This is a genomic window from Ilumatobacter sp., from assembly GCF_041688325.1.
Taxonomy (GTDB): domain Bacteria; phylum Actinomycetota; class Acidimicrobiia; order Acidimicrobiales; family Ilumatobacteraceae; genus Ilumatobacter_A.
Map to the genome: position 1 here is coordinate 1 of NZ_JBDNIJ010000054.1, position 17,224 is coordinate 17,224.

The following is a 17,224-nucleotide window of genomic DNA, read 5'->3' on the forward strand; positions in this document are numbered from 1 at the left end:
CGACCCCCACCAGCCGTCGACCACCGGCGACTCCAAGAAGGACCACACCACATGAGAACTCGACCAATCATTGCAAGTGCCCTCCTACTCGGGCTGACTGCTGCCGCCTGTGCCAGCGACAGCTCAACTGGTGCACCGACAGCAACAGAGCTCCCCGCAACCGAGTCAGCGCCCCCGCCCACAGATCTGACCGACGCGGAACCGACCGACACCGAGCCGGCGACAGACCAGCCAGCCGAGCCGCGCATCACGATCACGCTCGTCACGTACGACTCGTTCCCAGAGGCCGACACCTCGATCAACGCTGCACTCGACGCATTCACCGAACAGACCGCAATCGGCGTCGAACTGCTCGTGGCCGGCGACACCGGTACGATGCTCTCGAAGGCTGCACTCACGGTCGGCAACCCTGAAGGTGACGTCATGTGGGGCATCGACAACACTTTCCTCTCGCGTGCGCTGCAGGACGGAATCTTCGAGCTGGGCGTCCTGGCCGACCCGGAAAACGTGCCGGCCGAGTTCCTCGCACTCGTGCCGAACGGCGAAGCGCTCCCCGTCGACTTCGGAGATGTGTGCGTCAACTACGACATCGGCTACTTCGTCGAGAACGAACTCGCCGTCCCGACTTCGCTGCAAGACCTCGCCGACCCGGCCTACCGCGACCTTCTCGTCGTCCAGAACCCCGCCACCTCCTCGCCGGGCCTCGCCTTCTTGCTTGCCTCGATCGATGAGTTCGGCGCCGATGGCTGGCAGGCCTACTGGCAGCAACTGAAGGACAACGGTGTGCAAGTCGTCGACGGTTGGACCGACGCCTACTACGGAAGCTTCACGTGGGCCGGCGGTGGCGACCGTCCGCTCGTCGTCAGCTACGGATCGAGCCCGCCGGCCGAAGTGATCTTCGCCGACCCCCCTCGTGACGATTCGCCCACCGGTGTCATCGAGTCAACCTGCTTCCGACAGATCGAGTTCGCCGGTGTACTGGCCGGAACAGACCATCCCGATGAGGCCGCAGAGTTGGTTCGCTTCCTCGGTAGCGAGCAGTTCCAGGCCGAGCTCGCGTTGAACCTGTTCGTCTACCCGGCCAACAGCGCCGTTGCGCTCCCTCAGGAGTTCAACGACTTCGCCGTCGTCCCCGAAACATCACGAACACTCGACCCGGACCTGATCGACGAAAACCGCTCCGACTGGATCGACGAGTGGTCGACACTGGTCCTCGGCTGACCGGAAACTTGCCTCGATGAACAACGGTCAGCGCCCGGTCAATCGACTCCCCAGTCGTGTGGTCGCCGCGCTCGCCGTCGGGCCCATCGCGGGGCTTGCTGTCTTCTATCTTTGGCCGTTCGCAACATTGCTGGCTCGGGCGATCAACGGCAACGCCGTCGCCGACACGCTCAGCCGGGGCGCCACGTGGGACGTCGCCTGGTTCACCCTGTGGCAAGCAGTTGTGTCGACAGGCATCACTATGCTGGTCGGGCTCGCGCCAGCGTACATTGTGGCCCGATTCGAGTTTCCCGGCCGTCAGCTGCTCGTCGGCCTACTCACCGCCATTTTTGTGCTGCCGACCGTCGTGATGGGTGCCGCATTTTTGGCGCTGCTCCCCGATTCACTCGACCGGTCAGTCTGGGCGGTGATCGCCGCGCACGCCGTGTTCAACCTGGCGGTGATGGTCCGAACCGTCGGGGCGTTCTGGGAGCATCTTCCCACCGACATGGAATCGGCAGCCGCAACCCTCGGCGCATCGCGATGGCGCGTCTTCGTCGACATCTCCCTCCCGCTGCTCAGGCCGTCGCTGAACGCGGCCGGTGCGATCATCTTCCTGTTCACGTTCACATCGTTTGGAGTGGTTCGCATACTCGGCTCGGCCGGAACCCGAACGCTGGAGATCGAGGTCTGGCGACGGGCGACCCAACTCGGCGATATCGGCGGCGCTGCGGTGCTCTCCGTGCTGCAGCTCGCGATCTTGGCCGCCGTCGTCAGCTGGTCGACTCGAGCCCAGCGTCGCCATGCTCGGGCCGTCGACCTCCGACCAGAACAAGACCGGCGCCGGGCCAAGTCAACGGGTGAACGCCGCTTCGTGGCGTCCGTCGCCATCGGAACGGCCGCCCTCTGCATCGCACCGCTCGCAGCGATGGCGATCCGCTCGTTCCGCAGCTCGTCCGGTTGGTCGACTGCCGCCTGGACCAGACTCGGCAAAGCCGAAGTCAGGCCCGGGATCCGGCTCGGGCTCGACCCCGTCGAGGCGCTCGTCAACTCGATCCAGAATGCGGCGTGGGCGACCAGCTTCGCCGTTGCGCTCGGCGCCATGGCCAGCCTCGCTATCGCCGCGGCCGGGCGAGGCGGGCGACTCCTCGACGTCGGCCTCATGCTCCCGATCGGCACATCCGCTGTCACCATCGGCTTCGGCATGTTGATCACGTTCGACACGCCGCCGGTCGACTGGCGAGCCGAATGGTGGCTCGTCCCGGTCGGCCATGCCCTCGTCGCTCTGCCATTCGTTGTCCGCACCACCGTTGGGGTTCTCCGGTCGGTCGACCCGTCGCTGCAGGACGCCGCAGCAACGCTCGGCGCATCACCAACTCGCGCCTGGTGGGACGTGATCGTCCCGTTCCTCTGGCGGCCACTTGCCGTTGGCGCAGCGCTCGCTGCAGCGATCTCCCTCGGAGAGTTCGGAGCAACGAGCTTCCTCTCTCGCTCCGGCGGCGAGACCTTGCCGATTGCTATCGACGAACTGCTCGGTCGAACGGGATCACTCCTCCAAGCCCAGGGCTACGCCCTCGCAACGATCCTGGCTGTGGCAACCGTGAGCTTGGTGGTCGGCGTGAGTCGCTTCCACGATGTCACCGGGCTCGCGCATCGACGCGCTGGCGGCCAGACTGTCGATCGATGAGTCACCTTCGCGTCGAGCAAATCGGCGTCCGCTTCGACACGACCGACGTGCTGCGCCAGGCGACCCTCAGGGTCGACCACGCCGAGGTGGTCGCCTTGCTCGGACCGTCCGGCAGCGGCAAGACCACGCTGCTGCGTGTCATCGCCGGGATCCTTCGGCCGGACTCTGGGACCGTCTGGATCGGCACGAACGACATCACGTCGCTGCCGGCACATCAGCGCGGTGTCGGCATGGTGTTCCAGGACAACCAGCTGTTTCCACATATGTCGACAATCGACAACGTGGCCTACGGCCTGCGGGTCGCCGGGGTCGGCAAGGTCGAGCGGCAGGACCGTGGGGCGGCGTGGCTCGACCGAGTCGGTCTCGCTGGCTTCGAACGTCGCAACGTCACCGAGTTGTCCGGCGGCGAAGCAAAGCGCGTTGCGCTGGCGCGTACGTTGGCGACAGAGCCGAGCGTGGTCCTGCTCGATGAACCGCTCAGCGGTCTCGATCGAGAACTCCACGACCACCTCGCGACACAACTGGCACAACTCCTCGTTGACCACTCGATCACCGCAGTCCTCGTGACCCACGACCCGGCCGAGGCCGACGCCATCGCTTCGAGGTCGGTCCGAATGGATCAGATCGATGGCTGAGTACCGCGTCGTCCCGATCGACGCTGCTGACACACACGACCTGCGGCTACGTGTCCTGCGCGACGCAACACCGTCGAGCGATGTCGAATGGGCTGGCGACGAGCTCGAGAGCACCGTGCACCTTGGCGTCTGCGACGACAGCAACACAATCATTGCGATCTCAACGTGGCTGACAATGCCGTCGCCCGATGTCACCGTGACAGGTGCTGCCGGCTTGCAATTGCGTGGCATGGCAACCGACCCATCACCTGCCACCCGCGGAGTCGGCGTCGGCGCACTCCTGCTCAGGGCGGGCATCGAGACCGCTCGCGAACGCGACGCCGACCACGTCTGGGCAAACGCTCGGACCACCGTCCTCGGCTTTTACACCGGCGCCGGGTTCGAGATCGTCAGCGACGAGTTCATGAGCGAAGCAACCGACCTCCCCCACCACCGCATCCTGCTGCACCTGCGCTGACGCCCCCTCCCCGCCCCTGCTCCCTCGAATTGCGGCCCCGAATCGGGTCGCCGTTTCCGCTTTGGCGAGATCGCTGCCCACTGGTTCAACGATGGCGTTCCACGTCAGGACCGTCTCACAGCCAAAGGGGCCGCCATGCCAGGACACGAAGCGATCGAACTGCGGCACCGGGCGCAACGGTTGCGCCATCTGGCGAGCCGCATCGAGTCCAGCATGGCGATGTCGCTGGAACGCCATGCCGGCAACGACACGTGGCGCGGCCGGCGCCCACTGCTCTGCGTCAATCTGCTGCGCCACAATCAAGCCCAGCTCCATGCCGAAGTTGACGGTCTGCGCTGGCAGGCATACCTCTTCGACCAGCAAGCCGCTCGCCTCGACCAGGCCGCTGCTCTCCAGCCGGGCAGAGCCAGTTGAGCGTCGAAACCGGATATCACCCGCAGCGCGTCGACGCGCTGCACTTGCATGCTCGAGCGGCCATCGCCGACCTCATGTCGATCCGCAGTTCCGACCCCGCCGCGGCGTCTGCAATCCGTGCTGTCGTCCTCACCCGCCGCAACCTCGAAGATCATTGGCTCCCGCTCATCGTGGCCATCCGTGCAAGCAACGCGATGATCACCTGGAGTTCTTCGATGCTGATCAGCTTGGCCGACATCGCCGAGCGCTTCAGCCAGTGGCTCACATTCGGCGACGCCACCCCGACCGTGGGTCGATTCGCAACGATGAGCGACGACGACATCCTGCACGAGCTGTACGTCGCAGGCCACCTCAATACGCGTGGCGATGGCAAGGGGTCGATTACCGAACGCATCGCGGACGGCGAGCCGTTCTGGTCGGACGAGTTCCCCGACCTTGCGGCCGAACTCGCGACGCGTGTGGCGGTCGACGAGTCGTTCGCCATTCGCCTCATCAACGAGATCGATCAGCACCCCCTCGTCGCCATCGCAATCGGTCACGCCAACTTCCCACTTGCGTTCAGCCAGGCCGCGTTGCCCGGCCTCCTCGAATCAGGTCAGTGGTCGAGTGGCGTGCACGTCGAAGCGATCGAGACGGTGATGTCCCACATTCTGACGGCCAGCCCCTCCGCGGCACTCGACCTCCTCGGCGACAGCGCTGTGCTGGCCGCGCTCGCTGGTGCCACCACACTCGACCGGGCCATTGCTCGCGACTTCGTCAGGACCGGCCTCTACGACGCAGTTGAAGCCGACCCAACGCGTTTGCTCGATGGCTGGGGCGTACTCGAGAACCTCACCGCGTTGGCCGATGGCAAGTTCGACGACGGCTTCCATCCCGGCTTGGCTCAGGGTGTCGCCGACTCGATGTTCGGCTACGTCGACACGCTGACCTACGGCATCGGTGCGGGCCTCGAAGACGACGTCATCCGCATTCACATCGACAGCGGCGATTCGGTCGGCGTGCTCGGCGATCGCGATGCCGTCACCAATCTGTTCGGGACTGTCATGCGCGACCCGGACGCGAGGATGACCATCGGCGTCGTCCTTGGCGCGTACACCGACCGAGTGATCAACGACCTGGGTGCTTCTGTCATCGACCGCACCGGAGTGGAATCAATCGCCCGGCTTGGACTGCTCCTGCGGGACGGGCTGACCGACGAGCAGGCGGAACTCGCGCTCGCCGCTGCGGCCGAAACGGCGCGTCGCCAGCGAATCGGTGACCTCATCGGGTTCGGTGCCGGCTCGTGGGTGTCGGCAACCGGTGTCGGCGTGGTCACCCAGACCGTCGTCAACCAGGTGGTCTCCAGCGCGACAGATCTCGGTTCCGAGGTCGAGCCCGACGACATCGTCGACACATCGTTCGGGTCCACCACCTACCGCGGCATTCAACTCTCGATCCTGCAGTACGTCCACGACCATCCTGAGGACCACGCCGACCTGGCAGTTGACAGCGTGTCGGCCGAGCATTGGGTCGAGGTTGGCACGCGGCTCGACGCTCTTGACATCGAACCGGACGGTGCAATCAGGGATGGCCACATCCACGACCTCGACAACCTGATCGCCAACAGCATCCCCGCCCTCGATTCACTGTGGAGGCAGTTCGCAGGCAACGGCGACATGACTCGTCTCAAAGAGAGTGGCAGGCGATCCGCAGACGGGTAGCAGCGAGAATGCGAGCGGGAGACTTTCGTGACACTTTCGGGTGACTCAGATTGGGGGCCGGCGAATGCGGAAGTCTTCGTGGCAACCTATCAACCATGAGCGAAACGAAACAGGTCGCACAACTCGGCATGATCGGCCTCGGCCGCATGGGGGCCAACATGGTTCGCCGTCTGATGGCCGACGGCCACACCTGTGTGGCCTACGACGTCAACGAAGATCCGATCGCCGAATTGGAAGGTGAAGGCGCCGTCGGGGCCCGCTCGCTCAAAGAGCTCGTCAGCAAGCTCGAAGCACCACGCTCGATCTGGATCATGGTGCCCGCCGCATACGTCGGCGGCACACTCGAGCAGCTCGTTCCGCTCCTCGACGAAGACGACACGATCATCGACGGTGGCAACTCCTGGTACCACCTCGACGTCGACCGTTCGACGGAACTGGCCGACAAGAACATCCACTACGTCGACGTCGGCACCAGCGGCGGCATCCTCGGCCTCGAGCGCGGCTACTGCCTGATGATCGGCGGCGACGACACCGCTGTCGGCCGACTCCAATCGGTGTTCGACACACTTGCCCCCGGTGTCGAAGGCGCCAAGCGCACCCCCGGTCGCACCGGCGAGATTGCTCCCGAAGAACGCGGCTGGCTGCATTGCGGTCCAAGCGGCGCTGGCCACTTCGTCAAAATGGTCCACAACGGCATCGAGTACGGATTGATGGCGGCCTACGCCGAAGGCATCAACGTGCTCGCCAAAGCGAACATTGGCAAGATCGATCACGCAGTCGACGCCGAGACCGCCCCGCTCGATGCAGCCGAGTACTACCAGTACGACATCGACATCCCGAAGGTCACCGAAGTGTGGCGCCGCGGTTCGGTCATCACCTCGTGGCTCCTCGACCTCACCGCTGAGGCGTACCAAATCGACGGCGAACTCTCCGCGTACTCCGGGCACGTCAGCGACTCCGGCGAGGGCCGCTGGACGATCAACGCGGCAATCGACGAAGGCGTCCCCGTGCCAGTCCTCTCTGCCGCGCTCTACCAACGATTCTCAAGCCGGGGCCGCAGCGACGTCGCCGACAAGGTCCTGTCAGCCATGCGCGCCGGCTTCGGTGGGCACAAGGAGAGCAAGGAAAGCACACGATGAGCAAAGCAACCACAGCGCCGCCCCTCACTCACGTCGACACAGGGCAGATCAACGCCCAGCAGCCCACTGCTGACGCACTTGTCCTCTTCGGCGCCACCGGCGACCTCGCCAAGCGCAAGCTCTTCCCGGCGCTGTATCACATGCAAGATTCAGGCTCGCTCGACGTCCCCGTCATCGGCGTGGCCCGCAGCGACTGGAGCGCCGACGACTTTCGGACCCATGCCCGCGAATCGATCGAGAATCATGTCGACGATGCCGACCCCTTGGTCGTCGACGCGCTGTGCGACCGGCTCGATCTGGTGCAGGGCAACTACGCCGACGAATCGACCTGGAACGATCTGAAATCGACGCTCGACAAGTACAAGTCCGAGGTCGCCGTCTACTACATGGCAATCCCGCCCTCGCTGTTCCCGATGGTGGCAGAAAAGCTCGCATCGGTTGATCTGCACCACCGCGGCCGCATCGTCGTCGAGAAGCCGTTCGGACGCGATTATGCATCCGCTGTTGAGTTGAACAAGACGCTGCACTCGATCTTCCCCGAAGACCACATTTTCCGGATCGACCACTACCTCGGCAAGGAAGCGGTCGAAGACGTCCTGGTGTTTCGCTTCGCCAACACGCTGCTGGAGCCGGTCTGGAACCGCAACTACGTACGCAGCGTGCAGGTCACGATGTCCGAGGAGATCGGTGTCGAGGGCCGCGGTTCGTTCTACGACTCGGTCGGCGCGATCCGCGATGTCTTCCAGAATCACCTTCTGCAAGTGGTCGCGCTCCTCGCGATGGAACCACCTGTCGGTGCTGATGCTGGCTTCCTGCAAGACGAGAGAGCCAAGGTCTTTGCTGCCATGCGGCCGATGGACTGCAACGCACTCGTGCGCGGCCAGTACGTCGGCTATCGCGATGAGCCAGGTGTGGCGGAGGGGACCGAGGTCGAAACGTTCGCCGCGGCACGCCTCGAGATCGATTCCTGGCGATGGGCCGGCGTCCCGTGGTACGTCCGCGTCGGCAAGGCACTCGAACAGGACGCAACCGAGGTCGTGATCGAACTACGCGATCCGCCACGGATGCTGTTTGACGAGGCCGGCGGGCCGCCACCTGGGCGCAACCTGATCCGGTTGCGCCTCGGCAAGAACGACGGTGTCACCTTCGCCCTGCAGGCCAAGACTCCGGGGCCGAATATGGACAGCGAAGAGATCGACGTGAATGTCGACTTCGCAGCAGCCCTCGGCGAGCGACAAGACGCGTACGAGCGACTCCTCGGCGATGCCTTGCAAGGTTCGCTACGACGCTTCGCCCGGCAAGACGTGGTCGAGGGCACATGGCGCATCGTGCAGCCAGCGCTTGACAACGGCGGGACTATCCACCCGTACTTCCGCGGCTCGTGGGGCCCCACCGAGGCCGACAGCATCCTGGTCAACGACGACACCTGGTATCCCGTCTCTCCGACCTGACTTCCAGATCGAAGCCGACGAGCACAGGCCATTAGTGTGTCCACATGTCGGATTATTCGTCTCACAGTTTGAGACGTTGATATGTGGGTCCCGATCACACTGGCAGCAGCGACGTTTCAGATTCTGCGCACGGCGCGTCAGCATCAGCTGCGCTCGATCCTCAGCGTCAACGCGGCCGGTTACGTCCGCTACGCCTACGGCTTTCCGCTCGCGCTCATCGCAGCTGTCGCAACCTACGTGATCAGTCGGAGGGGGCTTCCCGACATCCCACTGCGTTTCTGGCCGATCATCGCCGGCGCCGGGATCGCCCAGATCGGTGGGACGTTGGCGCTCCTCAAGTCGTTCGATCTTCGCGACTTCGCGATCGGCACGGTCTATGCCAAGACCGAAATCGTCCTCGTCGCGATCGTGTCTGCAGTCGCGCTGGGCGAACCACTTGCCCCACTGGGTTGGGTCGCAGTGGTCATCTGCATGGTGGGGGTCGCCTGGCTCGCAGCGCGGGGCGGCTTGCGGGCCGCACTGTCCAGCGCCGGAGACCCGGCGGCACTCATGGGCGTTCTTGCCGCGGCCGGGTTTGCCGTTGCCGCCGTTGGGATCCGAGCAGCCTCGAACTCACTCGGCGACGCACCAGTCTGGCATCGGGCGGTGCTCACGGTGACCGTCATGCTCGGCATCCAGACGATGCTCAACGGTACGCAGCTCGCCGCAACGAATCGGAGTGAGCTGGTCGCCGTCTACCGCAACTGGCGTGCCGCACTCCCCGTCGGCATCCTCAGCGTCGCCGGTTCGGCTGGCTGGGCCACCGCGGTCACCCTCACGAATGCCACGAAGGTCCGCACCCTCGGCCAGGTCGAGCTGCTGATGGCTTTTGCAATCTCGGTGTTCTGGCTCCACGAGCGTCACGAACGTAGCGAATACGCCGCGAGCGCCCTGGTGATGGCCGGCGTCATCGGCGTCATCGCCTTCGGCTGATCGCCCGCCTTCCAGTCGGCGAACCGGCACTCATCGAACGGCTGCGAACCAACGAACTCGACACCCGCCGACTCGCAGCCGAGCAAGCCGCAATCACACGCGAAGTCGAACGACGCGGCCCGTTCCACGACGACGGACACCGATCAGTCAAAGCATTCCTGCGGGCCAACCTCAACTGGTCAAACAGCCAGGCGCCAGCACCATCAAAGTCGCAGCACTCCTCGACACCGTGGCCGGCGCCTGAAACGCACTCCTCAAACGGCCACATCGGGCTCGCCAAAGCCAACGAACTCGCCCGGCTACGCGCCAACCCGCGCGTCGGCGACCGCCCCACCGCTAACGCAACGCCGCAAAGAAACTGCCTCGGGCTCACCCATGGGGCGTTCGTTTCCGGGCGGCCTGGCCGGGTCAACTGTTTTGCTTCAGCGCTCCAAGCAGGACTCCGTCCTGCGTCGCTGTCAGGTGCTCGCTCGGAGCCGTCATCGTGGTGGGGACCCGCCGGTGGTTGGTTCCGTTCACGACTCGGGCGCGCCGGCAGATCTGGTCGCCCAGCCACACCTCGCTCGCCAACGCCGGGCTCGAATGCTCCCGCCACAACCGCCACAAACACCGAACCAAACTCCAACGAACCCGCATCACCACCGACCACATCGAAACAACACGCGCCAACGGCACCGCCATGGGCCCCACCGGGCAACGCACCCGAACCGACATCATCCGCGCCCGACTTCCCCGGCGATCGGTCCACCCCGATGCAAGGAACGCTGTCGAATCTGCACTCCGCAACACCGGCCGAATCGACGCGGTCTATATCGCGGTAGTCGATGGCGAATACCGACTCGCCGCCTGACGTTCCCACTCCCCGTCTGAGCGTCCCCCTGTGAGCCGGTCACAAGCCGAGAGACGTTCACTCCTTGTGGCGCGGAAATCGGGCCCCAACCTGAGATGATGGGTTGGTGAGCAGGTCCAAAACGACGTCGATTCGTCGGCCTAAAATCGAAGCACCTGCCTCCAAAGGCGGCTCGTCGCGCCTTGCCGACATCACCCGGTCGATCCCGATCGAGAAGCGCGTCTCACGACGACCCAAGTTCGCACTCTTCGCTGGCCTTGCGGTGCTGATCGTCGTTGGCACCTTGGCTGCTGCGGTGTTCGTCCTGCCGATTGGTACGTGGCAGGACCAAGACGTTGATCTCGTGCAGCGCCAAGCGCAGCTTGACGAACTGCAACGAGTCAATGGCCAACTCGCTGCCGAGGTCAATCGGTTGAAGACCGACGACGGTGTCAAAGAGGCCGCTCGTGAAGAGATCGGTTTCGTGCTGATCGGCGAAGAGCGAACCTCCGTACTCCCCACGCCTCCGCTGCCCGCCGACCTCCCTGACGGCTGGCCGTACAACGTGGTCAGTGAGATTTTTGCTGCCCGCTCAGCTGGGCCTGCACCCGCACCGACCGACTAGGTTGTTCGTCACAGGGAGCCTCACGACCGAGGTTCCCATCGATCCACGACAGGGGTTCACGTGGCTGGTGGCAGCATTCTTGGTAACCGCGTTCAGCGCAAAGAAGATCCGAAGTTCCTGACGACGGGCGGCATCTACGCAGACGACGTCAGCGATCCCCGCCTCGTTGGTGCGGCCCAGGCTGTCTACGCCCGATCAGCGGTTGCCCACGGCAAGATCCTGTCGATCGACATCGAGGGCGCAATCGGAATGCCCGGCGTGCTCGCCGTACACACTGCCGAGTCGCTCGGCCTCGAGCCAATCCCTTCGCCATTCAACCCTGCCGCGGCGCGCACGTTGCTCGCCAGCGACAAGGTCCGTCACGTCGGTGAGCCGATCGCCGTGGTCGTCGCCGAAACCCTGCAGCAGGCGACCGATGCTGCCGAGATGATCTTCGCCGAAGTCGACTTCCTCCCGACGCTCATCGACCTCGAGGGCGCACTCGCTTCCGAAACCCTCATCTACGAAGCAGCTGGCAGCAACGCCGTGTTCGACACCACTGCGCTTGGCTTGCCCGAGAACAGCGACACCGATGAGTTCTTCAAAGACTGCGAAGTCGTCATCAGCGGCCGCTTCATGAACCAGCGCGTTGCCCCGTGCCCGCTCGAAGTTCGCGCATCAGCCGCCGTGTGGCACGAAGGTCGCCTCACCCAGTGGGTCTCCTCGCAGCACGCGCAGGGCGCCAAGGCAGCATTCGTCGCTGCCAACGGTTGCGACGATGGCGACCTTCGGATCATCACCCCCGACGTCGGCGGTGGCTTCGGCGCCAAGATCGACGCCTACCCCGAAGAGATGCTGCTCGGCACGCTCGCCAAAGAACTCAATCGCCCAGTTCGCTGGCGTGAGACCCGCAGCGAATCAATGATGATGCTCGGCCACGGCCGCGCACAGCTGCAGTACGTCACCATGGGCGGCACCAAAGCGGGCGACGTTACGCACTACCAACTGCACGGCATCCAAGACTGCGGTGCCTTCGTCGGCATGGGCACAATCCTCGCCCCGTTCTTCACCCGCCCAATGGCCGCTGCCGTCTATGACATCCCGAACATCGAGGTGCGCACCACATCCGTCGTCACCAACACGACACCGATCACCGCCTACCGCGGTGCTGGTCGCCCCGAAGCCACAGCGGCAATCGAGCGGGCAATGGACTTGTTCGCCGGCGAAATCGGCATGGACCCTGTCGACGTCCGTCGCATGAACCTGATCCCCAAGTTCATGGAGCCGTACACCACCTCCATTGGACAGGTCTACGACGTCGGTGACTTCGAAGGTGCCCTTGACAAGGCCATCGAGGCCGCTGGTTACAGCGACCTCCGCGCCGAGCAGGCCGCCCGCCGCGAGTCCGGCGCCGAAAAGCAGCTCGGTATCGGCGTCTGCGTCTACGTCGAAATCACCGGTGGCGTCGATCCCAAGCAGGAAGACGCCAAGATCGAGATCAACGACGATGGCACCGCCACCATCTACACCGGCACGACGCCGCAGGGTCAGGGCCATGACACCGCATGGTCGATGCTCGCCAGCGAGCAGACCGGCATCCCGATCGACGACATGACGCTGGTCTTCGGCGACACTGATCGTGTCCCGGTCGGCGGCGGCACCATGGGCTCGCGCTCGCTCCAACAGGGTGGCGCGGCGGTCAGCCAGGCCGGCGCCGAAATCGCTGAGAAGGCCAAGAAGGTCGCAGCACAACTGCTCGAAGCCGACGAAGCCGACGTGGTGCTCGACACCGAGTCCGGCAAGTTCCATGTCGCTGGCACGCCCGCCGTGTCCAAGACCTGGTCCGAGGTCGCCATCGCTGCCAAGCAGCAGGGCGACGAGATGACCCTGACCACCACGTTCGTCGCCGACATGCCGACGTTCCCGTTCGGCGCTCACATCGCTGTGGTCGAAGTCGACATCGGCACCGGCCAGGTCAAGCACCTGCGCCAAATCGCCTGCGACGACGCTGGCCGCGTGGTCAACCCGCTACTGCTCGACGGGCAGATTCACGGCGGCATCGCACAGGGCGCCGCTCAGGCGCTGCTCGAAGAAGTGCGTTACGACGAAGACGGCAACCCGATCACGTCGAACCTCGCCGACTACGGCATGATCTCAGCCGCCGAACTGCCGAGCTTCGAAGTCATCCACATGGAGACCCCGACGTTCGTCAACCCGCTCGGCGTCAAAGGCATCGGCGAGTCCGGAACCATTGGTTCCACGCCAGCCGTGCAGTCGGCCGTTATCGACGCCGTCAGCCATCTCGGCGTCAAGCACATCGACATGCCCGCCACCGCCGAGCGCGTGTGGCAGGCCATCCAAGCCGCACAGTGAGACAAGGCGGTCACACTGTGCCAGGCACAGTGTGACCGCCCACAACGAACAACCGAGGGAGCACACCATGACCGACACCGCGAAAGCCACCGAGACTCACGAACGCACGTCGTTCAAAAGCTTCGAAGAATCGACTGCGCAAGACTGGGCCATTATCGCGCCGCAGCTCAGCGTCACCCAGGGCCTCGTCGCTGATCGCGTCATCGGCCTGCTGGGCGAACTCGGTGAAGACTACGGCGGCTTCCCCATCAACCGTTTGGAGCACAGCCTCCAGACTGCGACACGAGCCGAGAAAGACGGCAAGGACGACGAGTACGTGTTCTGCGCCCTGATCCACGACATCGGTGACACGCTCAGCCCGTTCAATCACCCTTCGATCGCCGCTGGCATCGTCAAGCCGTTCGTCTCCGAGGCGAACCACTTCATGGTCAAGCACCACGGCGAGTTCCAGGGTTATTACTTCTGGCACCACCTCGGGATGGACAAAGACGCGCGCGAAAAATTCCGCGACAGTGAGTTCTTTGACCACACCGAAGAGTTCTGTGCCAAGTACGACCAGACGGCATTCGATGCCGACTACGTCAGCAACCCGCTCGAGCACTACGAACCCCTGGTCCGGCAAATCCTGCGCAGCGCTTGATTCCCGGAACGATGCGCGCCGCAGTCCTGACCGGGCTGGGCGGCCCAGAAGTTCTCGTTCTGCGCGACGACGTGCCAGTTCCGGTACCCGCAGCCGACGAGGTGCTGATTCATGTCGCTGCCTGCGGCATGAACAACACCGACATCAACACGCGGGTCGGCTGGTACAGCAAGTCGGTCACCGAGGCCACCAGCAGCGATGGGTTTGCCGACGCAAAATCCGAAGACGGCACGTGGAGTGGCAGCGGGTTTCAGTTCCCCAGGATCCAGGGCGCCGATCCAAGCGGCCGAGTCGTTGCTGTCGGCGCAGATGTCGACGAGGCACTCATCGGGCGACGAGCGCTGGTTGATTGCTGCTTGCGCGACGTCGACGAGCCAATGCGCCGCGAGCTCGCCGGCTACCTCGGCAGTGAACGAGACGGCGGGTTCGCTGAATACGTCTCGGTGCCCGCTCGGAACGTGCACGTGCATAACAGCCAATTGACCGACGTCGAGTTGGCCAGTTTTCCCTGCTCGTGGGCAACAGCAAACCACATGCAGCACCGCATCCGACTCACCGCCGGCGACAGCATTCTGATCACCGGAGCGTCTGGTGGCGTCGGCTCAGCGCTCGTCAGCCTGGCGAAACTGCGCGGTGCAACCGTCACTGCAGTGTGCAGCGCCAGCAAGGCCGACGGAGTGCGGGCGCTCGGCGCCGATCACGTCATCAATCGGTCCCAGGTCGACCTCCATGGCGCAGCGCGTGATGCCAACGGTGGTCTGTTCGACGTCGTCGCCGACGTCGTCGGTGGCCCCGACACCCCCGGCTGGTTCGAGTCACTGCGCCGAGGTGGCCGCTACGTCACCTGCGGTGCCATCGCCGGGCCGGTTGTCGACCTCGACCTGCGAACGCTGTACCTCAATGACCTCGAGTTCCACGGCACCACCATCTACGAACCCGCCGTCTTCACCGACCTCGTCAACATCATCGAGCGCGGCGACGCCCGGCCGGTCGTCGGCGCTGTCTACGCTCTCGAACAAATCCACGAAGCCCAAGAGGCGTTCCAGCGCAAACAGCATGTCGGCGCAATGGTCCTCACCATCTAACTCTGCGCTGACCAAGCGCTACCTATGCGCTCAGAAAGCGCTGACCAAAGTCACAGTGCGTTGCGACCGCAATGACCGACAGTATTCACAAATGGCCGAATCTGCATTGCCCATCGTCGCCGAGGGTCTGCAACGACATTTTGGCTCAGGTGACGACATCGTCAAGGCAGTCGACGGCGTCGACCTCCAAATCCAGCCCGGTGAGATCTTTGGCTTCCTGGGCCCGAACGGCGCTGGCAAGTCGACCACCGTCCGCATGCTGACCACCCTGCTCCGCCCCACTGGCGGAACTGGTCGAGTCGCCGGATTCGATATCGTCACCGAAGCCGACAGCGTTCGACGCAACATCGGCGTGGCACTCCAAGACGCCGCCATCGACCCCTTGATGACCGGTACCGAACTGCTGCGGCTGCAAGCTGTGCTCTATGGTCTCCCCAAGGCGCAACACCACCAGCGGGCCGGCGAACTCCTCGAACGCGTCGGGCTCACTGCCGCGGGCGGACGCCGCGTCGGCACCTACTCGGGCGGTATGCGCCGCCGACTCGACCTCGCCCTCTCGCTCATCCACGAGCCGTCGGTCCTGTTTCTCGACGAGCCGACCACCGGCCTCGACCCGATGAGCCGCATTTCGCTCTGGGAAGAAATCCGCCGCCTCAACAACGACGGCACCACGGTCCTCTTGACGACCCAATACCTCGAAGAGGCTGACCAACTCGCTGAGCGCATTGCGATTATCGACCACGGCGTGATCGTTCGCAAGGGCCGCCCGACCGAACTTAAAGCCGAAGTCGGTTCGCCGACCCTGTTCATCACGGTCGACGAGCCATCGCATCAGATTGCGACCGGCCTGCTCGCCAAATTCGGCGACCTCCGCCCGAGCCCCGAGGGGTCGCTCGGTGTCGGCCTGCGCGAAGGGCCGAGCGCCGTCTCGAGCGTGGTGCGCGAACTCGACGACGCAGGCATCACCGTGCGCAACCTTGAACTCCGCGAGCCAAGCCTCGACGACGTGTTCGCCGAGGCGACCGGCCACCGCCTCGAAGGGGCCGAATCGTGAGGTCGCCTGTCACCACAGCACCGATCGCCCCGACGAGGGCGCCGGCGCAGACATCGAGGGTCGCTCAAACGTGGGCCCTGTCGGTGCGCTCCATGCAATCGCTACTCCGCCAGCCGTCGCTGGTCATCCCGTCGCTCATCTTCCCGTTGTTTTTCGCCGCATTGGGAACCTCGTCGTTCTCCCGCTCGACCGAATTGCCCGGGTTCCCTGCGGTCGATTCATATCTCGACTTCGCGCTTGCCGGGGCAATCGTCCAGGGCATCCTCTTCGGATCGACGACCGGAGCGACAGCACTCGCCACCGATATCGAGAATGGATTCTTCGATCGCCTGCTCGCTTCCCCGTCGACCCGCACTGGCATCATCGTCGGGCGCATGGCTGGCGGCATGGCCTACGGCGCATCTCAAACACTCTTCTTCGTCCTGGTGCTCTTACCATTCGGCCTCAGCATCAAAGGTGGCGTCGGCGGCGTGGTCGGCCTGATGGTCAGCGGCACAATCCTCGCACTGGCCATCGGCGCCCTCATGTCGGCAATGGCACTCCTCACCGGCTCAGCCGAAGCGGTCCAGGGCGCCTTCCCACTGCTGTTCATCGCCTTGTTCTTCTCGTCGGCTTTCTTCCCACGCGAAACAATGAGCGGCGTCTACGGCACCCTTGCCGACTTCAACCCGGTTTCTCACCTCGTCGAAGGGATGCGCGCTCTCGTCATAGAGGGCGTGTCCGCATCAGCGTTGGCCCGAGCGATTCTCGTCCCCGCCGCACTCGCCGTTGTCTCGATTGCCCTGTCACTCCGAGCCCTCCGCCACCGATTGGGAGCATCGTGATGACAACAGATCAGCCCATTCGGCCGATCAACACTCGGCGCACACCGCACAGTGCTGCGGCGGTTGGCCTCGCCAAGCGCAGCATCGTCAACATCACCCGACTGCCCTCGGCTTTCCTGCCATCGGTCCTGATGCCGGTGTTCCAGTCGATCGCGTTCGC

The 17,224-nt window shown here is 64.5% G+C and carries 16 protein-coding genes; all 16 read left to right on the forward strand.

Features of this window, described 5'->3' with window-relative positions:
* Nucleotides 1-1,221 (forward strand): thiamine ABC transporter substrate binding subunit (locus ACH2EI_RS04165; RefSeq protein WP_395159212.1); only part of this gene is annotated, 1,221 nt, incomplete at its 5' end.
* A gap of 16 nt (nt 1,222-1,237) precedes the next feature.
* A complete protein-coding gene (locus tag ACH2EI_RS04170; protein ID WP_395151678.1) occupies nt 1,238-2,887 on the forward strand; it encodes an ABC transporter permease in 1,650 nt (549 codons plus the stop codon).
* Entirely contained in the window at nt 2,884-3,522 is a 639-nt protein-coding gene (locus ACH2EI_RS04175) for an ABC transporter ATP-binding protein (protein WP_395159214.1), read from the forward strand. The genes ACH2EI_RS04170 and ACH2EI_RS04175 overlap by 4 nt, the downstream gene beginning before the upstream one ends.
* Nucleotides 3,515-3,979 (forward strand): GNAT family N-acetyltransferase, encoded by a 465-nt coding sequence (locus tag ACH2EI_RS04180; protein WP_395151682.1) that lies wholly within the window; start codon nt 3,515-3,517, stop codon nt 3,977-3,979. Before ACH2EI_RS04175 ends, ACH2EI_RS04180 begins: the two co-directional genes overlap by 8 nt.
* A 135-nt stretch (nt 3,980-4,114) precedes the next feature.
* On the forward strand, nt 4,115-4,393 hold the full coding sequence (locus ACH2EI_RS04185) for a hypothetical protein (RefSeq protein ID WP_395151684.1): 279 nt from the start codon (nt 4,115-4,117) through the stop codon (nt 4,391-4,393).
* A complete protein-coding gene (locus ACH2EI_RS04190) occupies nt 4,390-6,093 on the forward strand; it encodes a hypothetical protein (RefSeq protein ID WP_395159216.1) in 1,704 nt (567 codons plus the stop codon). Before ACH2EI_RS04185 ends, ACH2EI_RS04190 begins: the two co-directional genes overlap by 4 nt.
* Before the next feature lie 95 nt (nt 6,094-6,188).
* Nucleotides 6,189-7,232 carry a phosphogluconate dehydrogenase (NAD(+)-dependent, decarboxylating) gene (gene gnd / locus ACH2EI_RS04195; RefSeq protein WP_395153974.1) on the forward strand — a complete coding sequence of 348 codons (1,044 nt, stop codon included), beginning with the start codon at nt 6,189-6,191 and terminating at the stop codon, nt 7,230-7,232.
* Nucleotides 7,229-8,683, forward strand: a complete 1,455-nt coding sequence (gene zwf, locus ACH2EI_RS04200; RefSeq protein WP_395153975.1) for a glucose-6-phosphate dehydrogenase — start codon at nt 7,229-7,231, stop codon at nt 8,681-8,683. Before gnd ends, zwf begins: the two co-directional genes overlap by 4 nt.
* A gap of 81 nt (nt 8,684-8,764) precedes the next feature.
* Nucleotides 8,765-9,655: an EamA family transporter gene (locus tag ACH2EI_RS04205; RefSeq protein WP_395153976.1), complete on the forward strand. Its 891-nt coding sequence runs from the start codon at nt 8,765-8,767 to the stop codon at nt 9,653-9,655.
* Between the two features lie 487 nt (nt 9,656-10,142).
* Entirely contained in the window at nt 10,143-10,505 is a 363-nt protein-coding gene (locus tag ACH2EI_RS04210; protein ID WP_395159218.1) for a hypothetical protein, read from the forward strand.
* 106 nt (nt 10,506-10,611) lie between these two features.
* Nucleotides 10,612-11,109 carry a septum formation initiator family protein gene (locus tag ACH2EI_RS04215; RefSeq protein WP_395153978.1) on the forward strand — a complete coding sequence of 166 codons (498 nt, stop codon included), beginning with the start codon at nt 10,612-10,614 and terminating at the stop codon, nt 11,107-11,109.
* A 60-nt stretch (nt 11,110-11,169) separates the two neighbouring features.
* Nucleotides 11,170-13,461: a xanthine dehydrogenase family protein molybdopterin-binding subunit gene (locus ACH2EI_RS04220; protein ID WP_395153979.1), complete on the forward strand. Its 2,292-nt coding sequence runs from the start codon at nt 11,170-11,172 to the stop codon at nt 13,459-13,461.
* A gap of 67 nt (nt 13,462-13,528) precedes the next feature.
* Nucleotides 13,529-14,101 (forward strand): HD domain-containing protein, encoded by a 573-nt coding sequence (locus ACH2EI_RS04225; RefSeq protein WP_395153980.1) that lies wholly within the window; start codon nt 13,529-13,531, stop codon nt 14,099-14,101.
* Entirely contained in the window at nt 14,098-15,186 is a 1,089-nt protein-coding gene (locus ACH2EI_RS04230) for an alcohol dehydrogenase family protein (protein WP_395153981.1), read from the forward strand. The genes ACH2EI_RS04225 and ACH2EI_RS04230 overlap by 4 nt, the downstream gene beginning before the upstream one ends.
* Nucleotides 15,187-15,277: 91 nt before the next feature.
* The gene (locus ACH2EI_RS04235; RefSeq protein ID WP_395153982.1) at nt 15,278-16,240 is read left to right on the forward strand and encodes an ATP-binding cassette domain-containing protein; all 963 of its coding nucleotides are present in this window, start codon (nt 15,278-15,280) and stop codon (nt 16,238-16,240) included.
* Nucleotides 16,237-17,064, forward strand: a complete 828-nt coding sequence (locus ACH2EI_RS04240) for an ABC transporter permease (RefSeq protein ID WP_395153983.1) — start codon at nt 16,237-16,239, stop codon at nt 17,062-17,064. Before ACH2EI_RS04235 ends, ACH2EI_RS04240 begins: the two co-directional genes overlap by 4 nt.
* Nucleotides 17,065-17,224 lie beyond the last annotated feature (160 nt).